Raw genomic sequence first — 14,410 nt, forward strand, 5'->3', positions numbered from 1 at the left:
ATTAATAGCTATCGATGATTCGACGAGCGGCATAATAACGCTTACTCCAATAATCATCATTTATTGTAGAAACAGTTACACCACTACTTGTTGATGCATGGACAAATTTATCATTACCAATATAAATACCGACATGTCGGTTGGTTGGCCCAGTTCTAAAAAAAACCAGATCACCAGGGCGTAAATTTTGTTGTTTAACCCAGTGGCCGGTATATTGTTGTTCATTTGTTGAGCGAGGTAAATTAACTCCAAATTTCTCACTAAACATACGTTGGGTAAAGGCAGAGCAGTCAATACCTTTCTTAGTTGTACCACCAAAACGGTAGGCTACACCTCTCCAGTTTGCATACTGCTCTAAAATTTTAGTTTTAATTTCCACATTGCGTACTAATTGTTCAAACTCAACTTGCGATACTTGATAAAGTGAATTAGATTGTGCTTTATATAGTGACGAATTTGGTGAATTACAAGCGGATAGCAATAGAGTAATGACTAGTGCCGGTGTAGGCTTCATACAGTATTTCAGTAACGGTTGTAGTTTGACCATTATTGATTTATCCCTTGTTATCCATATGTGGATATTTGCCATAAAGTAAATTTGACGATATTTTATTTTTCCTGTTGAAGGCTAAAATATCAACAATATTGTTAGTTATATAAATGTATATAGCTCAACACCTTTTTCAAATACATTAATATGTTAAACATAAACAAGTTTATACAAGGAAATAAAAAATGGCGAGTTTTCTTGTATTAATTTACAAAAAAACAAATTTTTAAATTAAAAAGTAAAGTCGATATTGATAAATTTATTGTAAAAAAATCTAATATTTGAGTTAAGTAGACTATTTAAAAATAAAATTATTGGTGATTAGCAATGCAAATTAGCTAATTGATAAAAAAACATGCAAAAATGGTTAACAATATTTTATTAATTTATAGTTAGTTCTTTTGTTAAAAGTTTTTATAAAATTGAGTTTGTTATTTAAAATAAATGAGTCTGTTTTCAGTAGCAAAAATTTTTTAATTATGTATAAATATAAAAATTATCATTTTAAAATTTTGTGTTAATGCGTTGTTTTTTGTTTATTAGTGAATTTTTTGATTTTATAAGTCAGATAGATGATATTTATCATTTTAAACTAGTAGTTGAAATGCCTATAGAGTGCTAAATTTAAATAGCAATTAAATTAGAATGATTAGTAAATAATAAAAAAGAGTGGTAACTTATTATATTTAAACAATAAAATAGTAAATTTATTATCACATAAAAACTATGTTATGCTGAATTTCGTGGTTAACTATATTTTATGTTTCAATCAGATATTGAGTTATGGTAGTAAATGTAATTTTACTAAATCATTAGCAAATTCAAAGCAATTATTTAATAAAAATATTCAATAGTAGTTTTATATATTGACCAGGCTTAAACCTCTTATGGTTTTATATGAAAAATATAGCAATGCTCAGCCTAAGGGTTAGAAACCCTATTTATTTAAATAAGAATTTTTTGTTTATACTAGCATTAATCTTATCAGCACATATCTATAGTGAAACAGATAATGGCGGAGTAATTCATTTTTATGGCGCTATCACTGCACATGCTTATCAAAATATTGTAAATGATAATATGTTAGAAACGAATTATTGGCATAAATCTAGCGAAGTGGTAACGCGTGAAGTATGTAAGAATTTATTAATAAAACAGCGGCAAAAATCACTCGCTAAATATGCTAAAACTCGTTTTTTATGGGTTAATAAAACAAACAGCAGGGCATGCTGGAAATTAGCTATTTTTGATTTTATTTTCAAGTTAATCACTTTTTTTATTAATATTACTGCTCTTTAATTAAGAGCAGCCATTGTTTAAATTTTATCCATTTTAGTCACAACGCCCCATATAACGGCGCTCTGCAATGTGGATGCGAATTTTTTCGCCGATTGATAATTATTCGGGAACTGGTATTATTAGCCCAGTTGCCATCTTGGCAGGTTTTGTTCTTGCATTGGCTGATGCCCCTTTAATACTCGGTGCTGTTTCTACAATGAACATATCAACAGTTTGAGGAAGTTGTAATGCAATAGCTTGGTTATTTATTACTAAAACTTGCAAACCAGGGATCCCTGAGTCAGTAAAGAATAAAAGTTCTTCTTCTATATCTGTTTTTTTAAAATTGTAGAGAGTGAAATCTTCATTATCCATAAATATATATTCATCAGCATCAACATAAGAAAAACTTACTGCCCGATGAGTTAAGTGGATTGTTTCAAGATTATCATCGCCTTTAAAACGTTCTTCAACTTTTTGTCCGGTTTTAATATCAGTAAAACGCATTTTGTAGAGGGTGCTGGCGCCTCGTGCACTTGGTGTTTGAATATCAATATCTTTTACTAATAGCAACTTGCCATTTAAGTTTACTGCATAGCCTCGTTTTATTTCATTGGCTTTAGCCATATGAATTCCTTTCATTAGGTAATAATAATTTTAATTTTATTATAAAATTGCCTGCAATTAGAATACAAAGTAATGCTTAGTTCCCATTTGCCTCATGACAACTAGGATCACCTAGTATGAGGCGTTGGAATTAATCTAAGCAAGGGTGATACTATTTATAAACTGGCAAAATATCAAATAGTGCTAATATATGAATAACTGCGTTAATCAAACCAAATAGGATGACAAAATAAATTAATAGATCACCGCCAGGCGCATGATAGGCTGCTTGCGGGAATTTTTTGCGACTAGCTTTAGCCATCATTGCCGGCACAATTACTGCCCATATAGTTGCTGCTAGGCCAGCAAAACCAATGGCATGAATAAAACCATCAGGATAATATAAAGCAAAAAGGGTAGGTGGAATGAAGGTTATCAAGGCGGATTTTAAACGGCCTCGATTATTATCTTTAAATTTGAAAAAATCGGCAATGAAATCAAACAGTCCAAGTGTAACGCCTAAAAAAGAGCTCGCAAGTGCCATGTAAGAAAACAGATTTAAACACTGTTTTACAATATTGTTATTGATGCTGTGATTCATTTGTTTTAATAGCGAGTCAACATTACCACCTTCAGTCATAATTTGTTTAAAGGCTGTACGAGATATATTACCTTGAATAGCATACTGCCATAAGATATAAATGACTAAAGCAATAAGGGTACCATATAACAAACTCCGAACAACTGCTTTGCTTTCCTTATGGTAATATTTTACTAAACCAGGCACATTACCATGGAAGCCAAAAGAGGTTAGTAAGTAAGGTAAAGCAATAAATGCATAAGGTAAATAATCCGTATCCAGACTATTTTTATTGAATAAGATAGTAGATGAAACGCTATTAAACATGCCACTCACTGACATAATAAAAGTAATAACCATTCCACCAATCAAAATCGTACTTAGACGGTCAACGGCTTTAGTCGATAGCCAAACTACAAAAGCAATCAATAAGCTAAACAATAAACCGGCAACAGGATGATTTATTGGTATGAACTGATTAAGATTATGCGTAATGATCGATCCACCAGCTGAAATATAAGCATAAGTTAATATATAAAGAACAAATGTAATTGAAATGCTATTTAGTAAATTCCAGCGGGCGCCAAGTAAGTCTTTTACCATGGTATGAAAGCTGGCACCGCAAGGATAATTCATGTTGGCTTCTAGGATCATTAAACCAGAAAAAAACATACATGCCCAAGTATAAACTAATAAAATAATTGAACCTGTAAACCAGACGCCAGAAGTAACAATAGGAATAGAAAACATACCGGCACCTACAGTTGTGCCTGCAATGATCATGGCACCACCAAGTAAGGGAGGGCGTTTAAATTTTTGAATTACATCACTAGCCATTATTGCCTCTGATATTATTGCTTTTATGTACTAGCTCGATGATACACGATGAGTGATATTTAAGTAAATTAATATTTATTTCAATTTATAAAAAATTGTTTTTAACCTTAGTTTTAGAATGTTGTACTTGGTCGGTTTTTGGTGTTGATAAATTAATCAATGGGTTTTTGCTAAGTTATTGATCTATTGTTATTTACAGCTTGATAAAGAATAGCCTAGTGAGTTGAGGATTAAACAGATAGAAATGCAATATTGATTTATTATCTTACAATTTTAACTCACCATAATAACCATATATTATGGCTGGTTACAGATAAAAATTAACCATAATAGATAAATTTTCACCTATTTTCAGAACGATTGATTTGATGAAGGTTAGTTATTGTTGTGATTTTAACCAGGCAATTTCTTGAGACCAGATCTCCGGATTGATGGTTTCAAGAATCAAAGGTATATTATTGAAGCGGTTATCCTTCATAATATAACTAAAAGCGCTGTAACCGATATTACCTTGGCCTAGGCTTTGGTGGCGATCAATATGACTGGCAAATTGGCTTTTGGCATCATTTAAATGCATGGCTCGTAGATATTGAAAACCGACAATTTTATTAAATTGGGCAAAAGTATTATCGCAAGCTTCTTTTGTTCTTAAGTCATAACCTGCCGCAAAAGCATGACAGGTATCCAAACAAACACCCACTCGCTGTTTATCTTCAATATCTTCAATTATCGCTGCCAAATGCTCAAATTTAAATCCTAAATTGGAGCCTTGACCGGCAGTATTTTCAATTACAGCAATAACATTTTTAGTTTGCGCTAAAGTAATATTGATTGATTCAGCTATACGGGCAAGACATACATCGACGGTAATTTTATTCAGATGACTGCCAGGATGAAAATTGAGCAAAGTAATACCTAATTGCTCACAACGTTGCATTTCATCCAGGAAAGCGGCCCGTGATTTTTTCAGTGCTTCAGTTTCCGGATGGCCTAAATTAATAAGATAACTATCGTGTGGCAGTATTTGCTGTTTGCCAAAACCATATTTCTCACAATTGAGTTTGAATTGTTCAACTGTTTCCGGTTTTAAAGGTGGAGCTTGCCATTGACGCTGGTTTTTAGTGAAAAGAGCAAAGGCAGTGGCATTGATTTCGTGAGCACGGAGTACTGCTTGATCAACACCGCCAGCAGCGCTGACATGGGCTCCAACAAATTTCATTTTTTTCTCCTGATTTTATTTTAATTATGACACTTTTGGCTTAAAAATGAAATGTATAGCGTTAAGTCATTTCGGCCATAAGAATTTCTGTTTGCTAGCTGCAGGGGATAAAAAACAAAATTCTATCGAATGTTATTGAAAAAACGATTGCATCAAACAATTTATAAATAAGCCACCGATAGTTAGCCAGCCAAAAAGGCAGATAGCCATAACTAGTGGTTTGATCCTAGCTTGTCGAACCACACTAATATGGGTAGTTAATCCAAGTGCAGCCATTGCCATAGATAATAGAATAGTATCAAGAGTAATAATGGATTGAACTAAAATTTGTGGCAATAAATGAAAAGAGTTTATGTACGCAATGATAATAAAAAATATTGCAAACCAAGGGATCACAATAGTGGGTTTTGATTGGGATAAATTGCTGGTTATCATTTTGCGATTTAGATAACTTGATAATATCAATAAAAATGGTGCTAACATCATAACGCGGATCATTTTACTGATCACTGCACTATTTTCAGCTTCAGGGCTAATTGCATGGCCAGCAGCAACTACTTGAGCGACTTCATGCACAGTAGAGCCAATAAAGATACCAAACTGAGCCAGATCAAGTGAAAACCAGTGATAAATTTGATTTAAATGGTAAAACCACGGATAGACAAAAATAGCCAAGGTACCAAAAATAACTACAGTTGCAACTGCAATTGTCACTTTATCAGCCGATGTTTTAATGACAGATTCTGTTGCTAAAACTGCAGCGGCGCCACAAATGCTACTACCGGCTCCAATCAATATGGTCGTCTGACTATCCAACCTCAAAAAATATTTACCGATCAACAGTGCAATTAAAAATGTGGAAGTTAGCATAATCAGATCAATCATAATACCAATCGTACCAACCTCCATAATCTGTTGAAACGTCAATCGAAAACCGTACAAAATAATCCCTGTTCTTAATAAATAATGTTTAGCGAATTTGATCCCTTCGGTACGAGAGGGTTTTACGACAAAATAAATGGTATTTCCAACCACAATGCCCAACAGAATTGCCAGGCTTAAAGGACTTAATCCGATATTTGCAAACCATTCTTTATTACCAAGATAAACGGCAATAGTAGTTACAAACCCTGTCAATAGTAATCCAGGTATATATTTAAAATTTTTATGTTTTATTTGTGTTGTCATAATTGTTTTAACCATTGGTTTATGCAATCTGCACAATTTTATTCTGTTCTAAGCATATATCATTACAATATATCTTGAAAATAGATAGTTTTTCTATTATTTATTAGAAAAAGTGGTAAATTGATGGTTAGCTAGATTATTATGGTAGTCTGATTTATATGGTTAATTAATAAAGTGAGCATGGTTATGCGAATTACTTTTAGACAACTTGAAGTTTTTATTGAAATTTTTCAATGTGGCTCAACAATTCAGGCTGCTCAATCATTGGCATTATCACAATCAGCAGTAAGTGCTGCTTTAACAGATTTGGAATCTCAACTTGAAGTACAGTTATTTGATCGCGTTGGTAAACGTTTAGTAACTAATGAATATGGTCGGTTATTATATCCAAAAGTATTAGCATTACTTGAACAGGCAACTGAAGTTGAACAAATTGCCAAAAATGGATTAGCAGCGGTAAAAGTGGCGGCAAGTACCACGATTGGTAATTATATATTGCCAGGGAAATTGGTCCATTATCGTCATGATAATCCCACTATTCCGTTTGAATTAACGATAAATAATACTGCGGAAGTGATCAAAGCAGTACTCGAATTCAAGGTTGATTTAGGTTTAATTGAAGGAAGCTGTTATGAAACAGAATTGATTACTATACCATGGAAAAAAGACCAGTTGGTGGTATTTTGTTCGCCGAATAACCCACTGGTAGGCCGTCAATTAAAACAACATGAACTCGAAAATGAGAATTGGATTTTGCGTGAAAGCGGTTCTGGAACCCGTAATATTGTTGATCAACTATTATTGAGTAAACTAAGCCAGTGCAATATTTTAATTGAATTTAATAATTCTGAAGCCATTAAGCATGCTGTTATAAATGGTATGGGAATAAGTTGTTTATCTTATCTTACAATAGAGGAACAATTAAAGAATGGTTCATTGGTCGCGTTAAATATTGATGAACTCGAACTTTCACGGACATTATATTTAATTCATCATCAAAATAAACATTTATCTAAGGCGTTATTACTTTTGTTAGAATATTTTCAATGAAATTTTAATAATAAGATCCTGCGCAAAACTAATAATTTTCCGTCAATTATGAAGGTATCTTATAACTGGGAATAGTTGCTTATTCCTGGTAACTCTATCTGTTACAATCACTGATGTTAAGATCCACGTTGAATAAAAGGTCATTAATGTCAGAACAATCTACCCAGACATCACCGGGCGCTACAACAAAATTGCGTCGAGAACTAAAAGCACGTCATTTGACGATGATAGCTATCGGCGGCTCTATTGGTACCGGATTATTTGTTGCTTCCGGCGCAACGGTAGCGCAAGCGGGGCCAGGTGGTGCTTTATTATCTTATATTATTATTGGTTTAATGGTTTATTTTTTAATGACCAGTTTAGGTGAGCTAGCAGCTTATTTACCCGTTTCCGGCTCTTTCTCTACTTATGGTTCACGATATGTCGATGAAGGCTTTGGTTTCGCTCTTGGCTGGAACTATTGGTATAACTGGGCGGTCACTATAGCTGTTGACTTAGTTGCTGCGCAACTAGTTATGGGATATTGGTTTCCTGCAATTGATGGTTGGATTTGGAGCGCGATTTTTCTGTTTATCATTTTTATGCTTAATTATATCTCTGTGAAAGGATTTGGTGAGGCAGAATATTGGTTTTCGTTAATTAAAGTCATTACCGTCATTATTTTTATTGCGATTGGCGTATTGATGATTATTGGTATTTTCCGCGGGGCAGAAAATGCTGGCTGGCATAATTGGCAGATTGGGGAAGCACCTTTTGTCGGTGGATTTTCGGCAATGATTGGGGTTGCTATGATCGTCGGTTTTTCTTTTCAGGGTACGGAATTAATTGGTATTGCTGCTGGCGAATCTAAAGATCCGGGTAAAAATATTCCTAAAGCGGTACGTCAAGTATTTTGGCGGATTTTGTTATTTTATGTTTTTGCTATATTGGTGATCAGTTTAATTATCCCATATATGGATCCACGCTTGTTGCGTAATGATGTCAGTGACATTAGTGTCAGTCCTTTTACCTTGGTTTTTGAAAATGCAGGATTATTATCGGCTGCTGCTGTCATGAATGCGGTCATTTTAACGGCAGTATTATCCGCCGGTAATTCAGGTATGTACGCTTCTACCCGCATGTTATATACCCTGGCTAAAGAAGGAAAGGCGCCAAAAATCTTTTCACGCTTATCACCGGGAGGAGTTCCTCGTTATGCTTTAATTGCGACTACCGTTGTGGCAGCACTCTGTTTTTTAAGTTCAATGTTTGGTAATCAGGTTGTTTACTTATGGTTATTGAATACTTCAGGTATGACCGGATTTATTGCTTGGTTAGGGATTGCTATCAGCCATTATCGTTTTCGTAAAGGTTATATGTTACAAGGCTATGATTTGAATAAATTGCCTTATCGTTCAAGCTTTTTTCCAATTGGACCTATTTTTGCTTTTGTTCTCTGTTTAGTCATTACATTAGGCCAAAATTATCAGGCATTTTTAGTTGATAAGATTGATTGGTATGGTGTGATTGCTACCTATATTGGTATTCCTCTATTCCTTGCTATATGGTTTGGTTATAAACTGATCAAGAAAACGCATTTTGTTCACTACCAACAGATGAATTTTCCTGAGTATGATCAAAATCTAAACAAGTAATTGTCAATAATCCTCTCGATTTTCTATAAAGACACACGTATTTTATGCGTGTGTCGAGCGTTAATTTTTTACCTAGGTCAAAGAATAAATAAAAAAAAGTAACGTTAGTAATAATCGTATTGATAATAATTATTATTTGCTTTATTGTTACGCGCAAATCGGATCAGTTGAATGGAGAGGCAATCAAGTGAAGTTTGCGTGCAGTTTTATTACCAAGAGCGTTAATAGTTGTTTATTAGCGGGTATAACGTTAATGACATCGTTTGCAGCATGGTCAGTAACGGTTACTGATATAGCGGGTCGCACTGTTCAGGTACCAGATAAAGTAAATCGTATTCTGTTGGGAGAAGGGCGCTTATTTCATGCGATTGCTTTACTGGAAGGAAAAAAACCTTTAGCGCGCATTGTTGGTTGGCAAGGTGATTTTCGTAAACTTGATCCGCAATCTTATGCTGTTTATAAAGCCAAGTTTCCAGAAATTGAAAAAATTCCCTTAATTGGTAATACCAGTGCCGAAAGTGTTAGTGCGGAGAAAGTATTAACACTAAATCCTGATATTGCTATTTTTGGCCTATCTGGCCACGGCCCGGGCAAAAATAGTGAATTGGTCATGCAACTAGAAAAGGCTGGTGTGCCAGTTATTTTTGTTGATTTTCGTAGTGAGCCACTGAAAAATACTTTACCCAGTATTCGCTTATTGGGTAAGGCGTTGCAGCGAGAGCAACAGGCTGAAAAATACGCCAATTTCTATGAAAAAAATCTTAAGCTAGTAACGGATATTACTAATAAAATTCCTAACGATAAAAAACCGACTGTTTTTATTGAATTAAGAGCGGGTTCCTCCGAAGACTGCTGTGGTACAGCGGGAAATGGTAATATGGGCAATTTTATTGATCTAGCTGGTGGAATAAATATCGCTAAAAATGCGTTACCCGGACCATTAGGGATGATGAACCTTGAGAAAGTGATTGCTGATGATCCGGCAATTTATATTGCAAGTGGAGGCAAGATGCCTGGTAGCAAAGAATTAGGCGTACAATTAGGTGCCTTATCAACAGAAAAAGCAGCTATAACAAGTTTAACCAAAATAACTGAACGTAAAGGTATTAACACACTCTCAGCGATTAAAAATGGACGTAGCTATGCTATCTGGCACAATTTTTATAATTCGCCTTATAACGTTATTGCCACTCAAATTTTTGCTAAATGGTTCTACCCAGATAAATTTGCCGATCTGGATCCGCAAACTACGATGAAAGAGTTATATCATCAATTTTTAGCCATAGAACCAACGGGTGTTTACTGGGTTAGTCAAGACTCATTAAAAAGCAGGTAATTATTTGCATGAGTATGACGACTGAAACTATGTCAGCTTTTAGGCAGCAAGCTAACCATGATGGCATAAATATTAAAGCGCATTATCAATATATATTGAAACGTCGGATTATATTGATATCGTCAATTATTATGTTAATTATGCTGTCATTAGTAATTGATTTTACCTTGGGCCCATCAGGTCTTTCTTTAGCTAAGCTATGGCAAACGTTGATCTCACCTGCGAGTGTTGATATTGCTACACAAGTAATTGTTTGGGATATTCGCCTACCTTATGCATTAATGGCTGTTATGGTTGGTATGTCACTTGGACTTGCTGGTGCTGAAATGCAGACTATCTTAAATAATCCGCTAGCCAGCCCTTTTACATAAGGTGTTTCTAGTGCTGCCTCTTTTGGTGCCGCATTAGCGATTGTTTCTGGCATTGGCATTGCCGGTATCTCTGAACAATGGTTTATTTCTGTCAATGCTTTTATCTTTGCTTTACTAGCGGTATTAATGTTGGATGCGATCACTCGTTGGACACGCATTGCAACTTCCGGCGTGGTACTGTTTGGTATTGCATTAGTATTTAGCTTTAATGCATTAGTTTCGATAATGCAATTTATTGCCACTGAAGATACTCTGCAGGGATTGGTCTTTTGGACAATGGGGAGTTTGGCAAAGGCAACGTGGGCTAAGCTGGCAATTATGGCAGTCATTTTTGCAGTTATTTTTCCCATCTCCATGCTGAGTGCTTGGAAGTTAACTGCGTTACGTTTAGGGGAAGATCGCGCAATCAGTTTTGGTATAGATGTTCGTCGATTGCGTTTGGGGACATTATTAAGAATCAGTATGTTGGCAGCTTTATCCGTCGCTTTTGTCGGCCCTATCGCTTTTATTGGTTTAGTTGCTCCCCATATTGCTCGAATGATGTTTGGTGAAGATCATCGATTTTATTTACCAGCCAGTGCTTTAATTGGCGCTTTAGTACTATCGATGGCTTCGATTGCGTCAAAGAATATTATTCCCGGCGTCATTATACCTGTGGGTATTGTAACTTCATTGGTCGGAGTTCCTTTTTTCTTGAGTATGATCCTGCGTCATAGAGGAAATATTTAATGATAAATGGATTACAAATAAATCAATTTAATGCAGGTTATCCTAAATGTCCGGTGATCCAAAATTTGTTCACCGGTATTTTACCTAAAGGCAAAATTACTGTTTTGCTTGGGCCAAATGGTAGTGGCAAATCTACTCTATTACGTTCTTTGGCTGGATTAAATAGCGCAGCAGGCCAGTTATGGTTAAATGGCCTGGATCTGATGACGATGAATTTTGCTCAACGCGCTAAACAAGTTGTTTATTTGCCCCAATCATTACCGGCTGGTGTTCATTTACATGTGCTGGAATCAATTATTGTTGCCCAACGTGCTGCTGGCGGAGAGTGCCATCAAATCTGCCAATTAGAGGTGATGAAACTGCTACGGCAATTAGGCATAGAGCATCTGGCCTTGTGTTATTTAGATCAGTTATCAGGTGGACAAAAACAGCTAGTGGGTTTAGCCCAATCCCTTATTCGGCAACCAAAGCTATTGTTACTTGATGAACCATTGAGTGCGCTGGATTTAAATTATCAATTTCATGTTATGGATCTAGTGGCTAAAGAAACTAAGCGCAGAGATACTATTACTATTGTTGTTGTGCACGATATTAATATTGCCTTAAGACATGGTGAACATATATTAATGTTAAAAGAAGGTTGTTTGGTTGCAGAAGGTTCGGCTGAAGAAGTTATTACAGCTGAAAATTTGGCTAATGTTTATGGTGTCGTTGGACGCATTGAGCACTGTTCACAAGGGGTTCCTCAAGTATTAATCGATGGATTAGTTGCCAATTTATTCTAATTGAAATCTCAAATTAGGTTGTGCTTTTCGAGTGAAATAAAAAATTAATAAAAAAAGACCGGGAAAATTAATTTCACTGGCATCTGAGCTTATGTTGATTTTCTGACTAATAAATAATCCTGCTATTTCTTGGAGAATAGGGAATGAATTTTTTTAATAAAAATAAATTAACATTAATAATTATCGCGTTTATTTCTGCGGCCGGTTATGCTGCTGAAGATAGTGACACCATTATTGTTACTACCGCATCTGGCTTTCAGCAGAAAATTGAAGATGCGCCTGCATCTATATCAGTCATAGATCGAAAACAACTAGAAAATAAAGCTTACCGTGACGTAACAGATGCATTAAAGGATCTGCCTGGCGTCCAAGTAATAGGGGGTGCAAGTAGCACCGATATAAGCATTCGAGGTATGCCAGCCAAGTACACCATGATTTTAGTTGATGGCAAACGGGTAGATACTCGTAATACTCGACCCAATAGTGATGGTTCTGGTATAGAACAAGGTTGGCTACCGCCATTGGTTGCGATTGAACGTATTGAAGTGGTGCGTGGGTCGATGTCTTCACTTTATGGTTCAGATGCCATGGGAGGAGTGATCAACATCATTACGCGTAAAATAGGTAAAAATTGGTATGGTAGTTTGCGGGCGGATGCAACTATTGCTGAACGTAGTAATTCGGGCAATGCGGGTCAGGGTAGTTTTTATCTGGCTGGCCCATTAATTGACGGTGTGTTGGGAGTGAAAGCGAATGGTCTTTATTCCCAGCGTAATGAAGATAAATTTGTGGGTGGTTATAAGAAACAACTAATGGGTAACGCTGGGGTAACATTTTCATTCACCCCCGATGAGCAAAATAATTTTGATCTGGATTTAAAGCACGATGAACAGCAACGTGACTCGACAATTGGTAAAACCCGAGCTTGCACAAAACGATCATGTGAAGATGATAATACTACTTATCGACGTAATAACTATGCATTGACGCACAATGGTAATTATCAATGGGGTTCAATGGATACATTTATCCAACGTGATGAATCAGACAACCCTGGTAGAAATATGCAATATAATGATAACCTACTCAAAAACCAGACAGTATTTGATTTAGATTCACATAAGCTCAGTATTGGTGGCCAATATCGTTATGAAGATTTACATGACCAAGGTAATCAATTACCGACAGCGGCCAATTTTAATAAATTAACCCGCTGGAGTTGGGCACTATTTAGCGAAGATGAATGGACTATTACTAATGACTTCAGCTTAACCGCCGGCATTCGAATGGATAAAGATGAGAATTTCGGTTCACATTGGACTCCTCGCTTATATGGTGTTTGGCATATCAATGATCAATGGATAGTTAAAGGTGGTGTTTCGACCGGCTATCGTTCACCTGATTTACGCCAAGTCGCGCCTAACTGGGGCCAAATAAGTGGTGGGCAAACGAGTAAAGGGATCATTCTTGGCAATCCTAACCTAAAACCGGAAAAGAGTATTGGTCAGGAAATTGGTTTATTATGGAATAATCAGGATAATCTGAATATTGGTGTAACGATTTTTAATACTGATTTTAAAGATAAAATTATGGAATACCGTCTTTGTGGCGATAAATTAGCGGCTTGTAGTAATGCGATTATTCCCGATGGTAGTCAATATGATTTTATTAGTACCCGTGATAATGTTGATAAGGCTAACTTGCGGGGTATTGAGGCAACATTTAATTGGCAAATTGAGGATAATTTATCACTAGCAGCCAATTATACCTATTCAGATTCTGAACAACTAAGTGGCAATTATAAGGGGCAAGCCTTTAGTCAGACCCCAAAACATATGGCAAATGCATCGTTAAGCTGGCAGGCAATAAGTGAATTAGAAGCTTGGACACGAATAAATTTCCGTGGCAGAACAAATCAATATCTTTCTCGCTCATCAATGGCCAATCAATTACCTTCTTATACCTTTATTGATATGGGAATAAACTATGCGCTAAGTAAAAATCTCTCTTTATTAGCTGGGGTTTATAATATTTTAGATAGACGGTTAGTGGATAACGATAACAACGCCTTATTAGACGGTCGTCGCTATAATTTAGGATTAAATTATAACTTTTAAAATCATTTTGAGTAAAAAAGTTAGCTAGCTATACTCATCCTAAGAGTTAGCTAAATTTTTAATAAAAATTAAAAAAATATTGCTATTTCATATGATGAAGGGCAGAATGCGCCATCAGAAATAACTGATG

Annotated in this window: 10 protein-coding genes and 2 pseudogenes; 7 read left to right on the top strand and 5 right to left on the bottom strand. The window is 35.5% G+C overall.

Going from position 1 to position 14,410, the window contains the following annotated elements; translation table 11 throughout:
• Window position 1: 1 nt before the first annotated feature.
• Entirely contained in the window at window positions 2-547 is a 546-nt protein-coding gene (gene mepS / locus H1X92_RS11020; RefSeq protein ID WP_180560197.1) for a bifunctional murein DD-endopeptidase/murein LD-carboxypeptidase, read from the bottom strand.
• Window positions 548-1,447: 900 nt separating this feature from the next.
• Here mepS and H1X92_RS11025 point away from each other — a divergent pair.
• Entirely contained in the window at window positions 1,448-1,849 is a 402-nt protein-coding gene (locus H1X92_RS11025) for a hypothetical protein (RefSeq protein ID WP_180560198.1), read from the top strand.
• 33 nt (window positions 1,850-1,882) lie between these two features.
• Here H1X92_RS11025 and yeiP read toward each other — a convergent pair.
• The 4 genes and pseudogenes from yeiP to H1X92_RS11045 all read right to left on the bottom strand — a co-directional run bounded on the left by yeiP (window position 1,883) and on the right by H1X92_RS11045 (window position 6,258).
• Window positions 1,883-2,455: pseudogene (gene yeiP / locus H1X92_RS11030) on the bottom strand (elongation factor P-like protein YeiP).
• A 151-nt stretch (window positions 2,456-2,606) separates the two neighbouring features.
• Complete coding sequence (gene mtr, locus H1X92_RS11035) at window positions 2,607-3,851, bottom strand: tryptophan permease (RefSeq protein ID WP_180560199.1); 1,245 nt, start codon at window positions 3,849-3,851, stop codon at window positions 2,607-2,609.
• Between the two features lie 379 nt (window positions 3,852-4,230).
• The gene (nfo, locus tag H1X92_RS11040) at window positions 4,231-5,070 is read right to left on the bottom strand and encodes a deoxyribonuclease IV (RefSeq protein ID WP_180560200.1); all 840 of its coding nucleotides are present in this window, start codon (window positions 5,068-5,070) and stop codon (window positions 4,231-4,233) included.
• A gap of 132 nt (window positions 5,071-5,202) precedes the next feature.
• Window positions 5,203-6,258, bottom strand: coding sequence for a YeiH family protein (locus H1X92_RS11045; RefSeq protein ID WP_233458156.1), 1,056 nt, complete (start codon window positions 6,256-6,258; stop codon window positions 5,203-5,205).
• A gap of 186 nt (window positions 6,259-6,444) precedes the next feature.
• On the opposite strand from H1X92_RS11045, the gene H1X92_RS11050 reads away from it, so the two are divergent.
• The 6 genes and pseudogenes from H1X92_RS11050 to H1X92_RS11075 all read left to right on the top strand — a co-directional run bounded on the left by H1X92_RS11050 (window position 6,445) and on the right by H1X92_RS11075 (window position 14,280).
• On the top strand, window positions 6,445-7,308 hold the full coding sequence (locus H1X92_RS11050; protein ID WP_180560202.1) for a LysR family transcriptional regulator: 864 nt from the start codon (window positions 6,445-6,447) through the stop codon (window positions 7,306-7,308).
• 146 nt (window positions 7,309-7,454) lie between these two features.
• Window positions 7,455-8,942: an amino acid permease gene (locus tag H1X92_RS11055; RefSeq protein WP_180560203.1), complete on the top strand. Its 1,488-nt coding sequence runs from the start codon at window positions 7,455-7,457 to the stop codon at window positions 8,940-8,942.
• Window positions 8,943-9,195: 253 nt separating this feature from the next.
• The gene (locus H1X92_RS11060; RefSeq protein ID WP_180560204.1) at window positions 9,196-10,278 is read left to right on the top strand and encodes an ABC transporter substrate-binding protein; all 1,083 of its coding nucleotides are present in this window, start codon (window positions 9,196-9,198) and stop codon (window positions 10,276-10,278) included.
• Window positions 10,279-10,307: 29 nt separating this feature from the next.
• Window positions 10,308-11,378: pseudogene (locus tag H1X92_RS11065) on the top strand (FecCD family ABC transporter permease).
• Complete coding sequence (locus H1X92_RS11070; protein ID WP_180560205.1) at window positions 11,378-12,163, top strand: ABC transporter ATP-binding protein; 786 nt, start codon at window positions 11,378-11,380, stop codon at window positions 12,161-12,163. The pseudogene H1X92_RS11065 and the gene H1X92_RS11070 overlap by 1 nt, the downstream one beginning before the upstream one ends.
• Before the next feature lie 143 nt (window positions 12,164-12,306).
• Window positions 12,307-14,280 (top strand): ligand-gated channel protein, encoded by a 1,974-nt coding sequence (locus tag H1X92_RS11075; protein WP_180560206.1) that lies wholly within the window; start codon window positions 12,307-12,309, stop codon window positions 14,278-14,280.
• Window positions 14,281-14,410: the final 130 nt, after the last annotated feature.

Source organism: Arsenophonus endosymbiont of Apis mellifera (genome assembly GCF_903968575.1).
Lineage (GTDB): Bacteria > Pseudomonadota > Gammaproteobacteria > Enterobacterales > Enterobacteriaceae > Arsenophonus > Arsenophonus apicola.

Bases quoted from the DNA above. Each gene is read 5' to 3' on its own strand.
- mtr (WP_180560199.1), bottom strand. From the start codon at position 3,851: ATGGCTAGTGATGTAATTCAAAAATTTAAACGCCCTCCCTTACTTGGT.
- H1X92_RS11050 (WP_180560202.1), top strand. From the start codon at position 6,445: ATGCGAATTACTTTTAGACAACTTGAAGTTTTTATTGAAATTTTTCAA.
- mepS (WP_180560197.1), bottom strand. From the start codon at position 547: ATGGTCAAACTACAACCGTTACTGAAATACTGTATGAAGCCTACACCG.
- H1X92_RS11075 (WP_180560206.1), top strand. From the start codon at position 12,307: ATGAATTTTTTTAATAAAAATAAATTAACATTAATAATTATCGCGTTT.
- H1X92_RS11055 (WP_180560203.1), top strand. From the start codon at position 7,455: ATGTCAGAACAATCTACCCAGACATCACCGGGCGCTACAACAAAATTG.
- H1X92_RS11060 (WP_180560204.1), top strand. From the start codon at position 9,196: ATGACATCGTTTGCAGCATGGTCAGTAACGGTTACTGATATAGCGGGT.
- nfo (WP_180560200.1), bottom strand. From the start codon at position 5,070: ATGAAATTTGTTGGAGCCCATGTCAGCGCTGCTGGCGGTGTTGATCAA.
- H1X92_RS11025 (WP_180560198.1), top strand. From the start codon at position 1,448: ATGAAAAATATAGCAATGCTCAGCCTAAGGGTTAGAAACCCTATTTAT.
- H1X92_RS11045 (WP_233458156.1), bottom strand. From the start codon at position 6,258: ATGACAACACAAATAAAACATAAAAATTTTAAATATATACCTGGATTA.
- H1X92_RS11070 (WP_180560205.1), top strand. From the start codon at position 11,378: ATGATAAATGGATTACAAATAAATCAATTTAATGCAGGTTATCCTAAA.